Source organism: Armatimonadota bacterium (assembly GCA_035527535.1).
In the GTDB taxonomy this organism is placed as follows: Bacteria; Armatimonadota; Hebobacteria.
Genome location: DATLAK010000059.1, coordinates 1 through 4668, shown reverse-complemented (window position 1 = coordinate 4668; position 4668 = coordinate 1). Strand labels below are relative to the sequence as shown.

Here is a 4668-nt window from a genome sequence, read left to right as displayed (position 1 = left end):
GCTCACCCAACGGGTGTGTCATCCCGAGCAACGCGAGGGATCCCCTACCGGGGTTGCTCGCGGCTGGAATCGCTGATCTTGCGCATCCCCGATAGGGGATTCCTCGGGCGCGTCGCTTCCTCGGAATGACATGCCCGAAGCCTTACGCATAATCTGGGTCTAACGATGCCTGGCTGCCTCGTATTGCGGTTTCCGCCCGGCAGGGATGGCTCTTCTCCTGCAGAACCGTCCCTGGCAAGAGGGGGCTCCAAGATGAGTGACAGCGGGCAGCACGAGGGGACTGGCTCGCATTTCCCTGCGCGCAGCAACAGGGAAACTGCGTGCCTGTACCCGTCGAAAAGCATACCGGGCGCGCAGGGGCGGGCGTTGGCGCGCGGATTTCCGTCCCTGGCGGGCCGTTTCGCCAGCCGGCTTCTGCTTGCCGTTTCCGCGGTACGGGAGCTGCGCGCGCGCCCGGCCCTGGTGGCGGTCGTGCTGGCGCTGGCGACCGCATCCTGGCTTTCCGCCAGCTACGTCAACGGCCGCATCGCCGCCCGCCGGTGGACGCTGGCGGGCCAGCCGATGCCCACCGCTGAGCGCTCACCCCTTCCCTTTGCGCAGCGGTGGATGCTGCCCTATCACAACTCGCCGGTTGCCTCTTTGCTGTGGGTGCCGTTCGCCCGCTTCGCCTCTCCCCTTGGGCAACCGTCGTCCGTCGCCACCCGCTGGGTAGTGCTCGCCTACTACCCGGTCATGGTGAGGCAGTTCCGAGCGGCCACGCATGCCGCGCCGCCCCGTAGTGCCGCCCGCCGCTCCTCGGCGCAGTGGGTCATGTACGGTTACCCCGTGGCAGTCGGCGTGCTGGCAGCGCTCGTGTTACTCTTGATCTTGGTCGGCCTGCTGGGCTGGGTGCGCGATAGGGATAAGCCCGTTCGCCTGAGTGACTTGCCCGGGTACTGGCGGCGGCATTATTGGGCGATGCTGGCGCTAGCGCTGATCGGCGTGGCACTCGCGGCAGTTGCGTCTCTAGTCCTTAACCGGCTCGCGGAGGCCGGAAGATCGGGGCCATCGGCTCTGTCCGATGTCGCCGAGACCATCCAGAGCTTCGCCTCACTAGCGGTGATGCCGATCCTCGGCCTGCTGTTCATGTTCGCCCCGTTCGTGATCGTGGTGCGAGGGGTGGGTTGGTGGCATGGGATAATCGGGGGGCTGCGGCTGTGGCGATCCCGCTGGCCGGCGGTGGTGGCGCTGTTCGTGCTGTTCCGCGTGGGCTGGGAGGTGATCGCGGTTTGGAGCGCCGCGACGCCCTGGAATAGATGGGGCGGCGTCCTGACTCGCGCGCCGTGGCTGTCATCGCCGCCGGCGCTGCTGGCCTGGTCGTGGGTGGCCACAATGGGCGCGGCCCTGCTCGGCCTGTGGGCGGCCTACGCGTTCATGGAGATCGCGCGCCCACCGGCGTCGGCAACGGAGGAGGTCGTCACATGAGCCCTTGGAACGCATTCTGCGTGGCGCGGACGGCGGCCGGACGCCTCGTGCACCGACCCGGGTTGGCGCTGGCGGTGGTGGCGCTAGCCAGCGTGGCGTTCGTCTCAAACGCGTTCTTCAACGACGCCGCATCACCGCGTCACCATCCGCGGTCGGACGATCGGCGACCGCCCTTCGCCCAGCGGTGGCACGCCCTCTATCGCGCGCCCGGCCTGCATGCGTTGGTGTGGCAGCCGCTCGCAGGGTTTACCGAGCCCGCCTACCCCCTGACTCACATCGCCGACGGTTGGTCGGCGTTTATCGGTCGCCGCCAAGCGCCGAACTCGAGCTTCGACCCGACGCGAATGTTAGCGGCGAGGGCGATCTTGCTCTCCCTGGTGACGGCGCTCGTCCTCGCCTGGCTGCTGGGGGCCATCACCGTCAAGGATGACTCGTCCCGCAAGGCCGCGGGTGCGGCACAACGGCTGCGGGCGCACTACTTGCCGATCCTGCTCGTCGTCCTCGTGCCCGCGGCATGGCAGTTCATGATGGGGGCGATCATATTCGGTCGGGGGCCGGCTCCGGGCGTCAACCTTCTACGCTGGCTCGCGCATCATGTCGGCAGGGACGGCGCCCTCTCGGTGTGGTACGCATCGGCGATGATTCCGTTCGTGCTTCTGATGCTGGCGCCATTCGCGATCGTGGCGCAGAACACCGGGGCCTGGCGGGGGATCTCCCAAGGTCTGCGTCTGCTTGGGCGGAATGTGCTGGCGCTCATTGGGCTATTCGTCATCGCTTGGGGCGGCTATCAAGCTCTGCTGCTATGTGATGCCGCAGCGTCGCTCCCGGCACCGCTTGTCAGCTGGTTCATCATGCTCAGCTTGCCGGGACTGACCATATTCTGGAGCTGGGTACATTGGGTGGGGATGGCGCTGCTCGGCCTGTGGGTGGCCTATGCGTTCATGGAGATCACGCGTGGGCCGGCCGAGGCGCCGCACCCGAGCGAGGCTTGAGATGGAGGGGAAAGTCGGTGGCTTCGCGCTCGCGCGGTTAGCCGTGGGGCACCTCGTCCGCCGGCCAAGGGTGGTCGTGGTCGTGCTGGTTCTTGCCAGCCTTTCGTACTTGTCGGGCATCGCCGCCGACGGGTTCTACTGGCAACATTGCTCCCGAATGAGCAAGGCTGAATACGCCGGGCTGATGGGCTTTGCCTCCGACGTGGAAAGAGGTCCGGCTTCCTCGGCGAAAGTGCCGAGCCGCCCGGGGTTCGCGCGCCGTTGGCTGTCAACGTACACGGCGGAGCGGTACACATGCGTTCTCAGTTGGTCGCACCTGCCCCGCTTCGCCGCGCCGCTGTCGGGGCCTACAGAACTGGCGGATGGGTGGACGCGCTGCCTGAACCGCTTCCAGCTTTTGGCTTCGTACGCATCAGGCCAAGGCGCGTATGGCGCCCTGAAGGCGATGCCTGCGCTGCTCATCGGCACGTTGTTCCTCGTCGGCCTGCTCGGCTGGGTGAGGGATGTGAAGTGCCCGCCGCGCTTGACTGACTGGGCGGAGTACTGGCGATCTCACTACGTGCAGGTGCTGCTGGTCGGCATCATCTTACTGGCGGTCGCGGCGGTATACGGGACGGTCGTAATGTATGTAAATGTAATTGTGACAGACATGATTCTCTCGCGGAGGGCGCAAGTGCTACGCAGTCTCTCCCAGCTTATTGCTGCTGAGGAAGCAGTGACGGCGGCGCTCCTCGTGATCTGGATGCTCGCGCCCTTCGCTGTCGTCGCGCGCGGACTCAAGGCTTGGACGGGCATCGCCTCTGGGCTGCGTCTGCTGCGTCACCACTGGCTGTCGCTAGCCGTCCTGTTCGTCATTTTCCGAGCGGGCCGTGAGGTCGTGACGGTGTGGCAAGTCTTGTCGCCATGGATGTCGGATAGTGCGAAGTCCGGGTTCGGCGTGGGGCTGCCGGTCGTGCTCTGGAAGTGGGCCCGGGTGCTCGCAAGCGCCCTACTCGGTCTGTGGGTGGCCTATGCGTTCATGGAGATCGCGCGCCCACCGGCGCCGGTCGAAGCGCCTGCTCCGGCCGAATGATTCATCCGCCACTCGGACCGCGTGCGGAGGCGGTCCCGATCAAGTATCATTCAGAGCGAGCGCAGGCGAGCGAAGAATCTCGCCGGGGGAGATTCCTCGGATTCGCCTCGGAATGACCGTATCGGGCGCCTCGGGATGACGGAGCAGTCGCGCGCAATGCAGGGCGTCGCCAAGGTCATGTCATTCTGAGGAAGCGCAGCGACCGAAGAATCTTGCAGGCGAAGTGCGATTCCTTGCCGAGATCCTTCGCTACCGCTCAGGATGACATCTTACGAGTCGGCTGCGAGTGCCCAAATGGATTATGCGCCGGCTGCTGGATCGCACCCCCATCGGCGGCGCCGGACGCCTTCGTCCGCCGAAGGTGGACTTCGCCACCCGCGGTGGTCAACAATCCGGGTCGGCGCCCACGGGGTTCAAAGAAAAATCCCGGCGACGGCCTACTCTCCCACCGCCTTGCGGCAGCAGTACCATCGGCGCTGAGGGGCTTAACTTCTCTGTTCGGAATGGGAAGAGGTGTTGCCCCCTCGCTACGGTCACCGGGAAATTGCTTATCCACAGATCAACACAGATGGACACAGATTTGAGAAACACGGAAAAAGAAGAGGCGACCAAGGCGAGCAGTTCGCTCCGCTCTGTCTGCAGCTTGCCCAATCTGCGAAATCCGCGCCACGGCGGCCTTCAGGCCTAGCCGCTTAGCCATCTGCGGATTGATGTTGATGGTGAATGACGGAGTGAGGCAGGGCGCGCGGCCACTGCGAGCGCGCTGAGATCGGGGGGACAAGCCCTCGGCCGATTAGTACTGGTCAGCTCAAGCGGTTGCCCGCCTTACACTCCCAGCCTATCAAGCAGGTACTCTTCCTGCGGCCTTACTCCCTTAACGGGATGAGAAGTCTCATCTTGGGGTGGGTTTCGCGCTTAGATGCTTTCAGCGCTTATCCCGGCCGGACTTGGCTACCCAGCGTATGCCCCGGGCGGGACAACTGGTACACCATTGGTCCGTCCACCGCGGTCTTCTCATACTGGCGGCAGCGCCCCTCAAACTTCTTACGCCCACGACGGATAGGGACCGAACTGTCTCACGACGTTCTGAACCCAGCTCGCGTACCGCTTTAATGGGCGAACAGCCCAACCCTTGGGACC

3 protein-coding genes and 2 rRNA genes are annotated in these 4668 nt (G+C 65.2%); 3 read left to right on the top strand and 2 right to left on the bottom strand.

The genetic code is table 11. The features are described 5' to 3' along the window. Nucleotides 1-366: 366 nt before the first annotated feature. Genes VM221_03665 through VM221_03655 form a run of 3 tightly spaced genes read left to right on the top strand, consistent with a single transcriptional unit; the run spans nt 367 to nt 3528 of the window. Complete coding sequence (locus tag VM221_03665; GenBank protein HUT73917.1) at nt 367-1464, top strand: hypothetical protein; 1098 nt, start codon at nt 367-369, stop codon at nt 1462-1464. Next, nucleotides 1461-2456 (top strand): hypothetical protein, encoded by a 996-nt coding sequence (locus tag VM221_03660; GenBank protein ID HUT73916.1) that lies wholly within the window; start codon nt 1461-1463, stop codon nt 2454-2456. Before VM221_03665 ends, VM221_03660 begins: the two co-directional genes overlap by 4 nt. Nucleotide 2457: 1 nt before the next feature. Further along, nucleotides 2458-3528 (top strand): hypothetical protein, encoded by a 1071-nt coding sequence (locus VM221_03655; protein HUT73915.1) that lies wholly within the window; start codon nt 2458-2460, stop codon nt 3526-3528. Between the two features lie 424 nt (nt 3529-3952). Here VM221_03655 and rrf read toward each other — a convergent pair. Both rrf and VM221_03645 read right to left on the bottom strand, forming a co-directional pair. Then, nucleotides 3953-4069: ribosomal RNA gene (gene rrf / locus VM221_03650) — 5S ribosomal RNA — on the bottom strand. Between the two features lie 232 nt (nt 4070-4301). Continuing rightward, nucleotides 4302-4668 (bottom strand): 23S ribosomal RNA (locus VM221_03645); the annotation flags it as partial.

Excerpts from the sequence above, each read along its gene's own strand:
- VM221_03660 (HUT73916.1), top strand. The coding sequence starts at position 1,461 with ATGAGCCCTTGGAACGCATTCTGCGTGGCGCGGACGGCGGCCGGACGC.
- VM221_03655 (HUT73915.1), top strand. The coding sequence starts at position 2,458 with ATGGAGGGGAAAGTCGGTGGCTTCGCGCTCGCGCGGTTAGCCGTGGGG.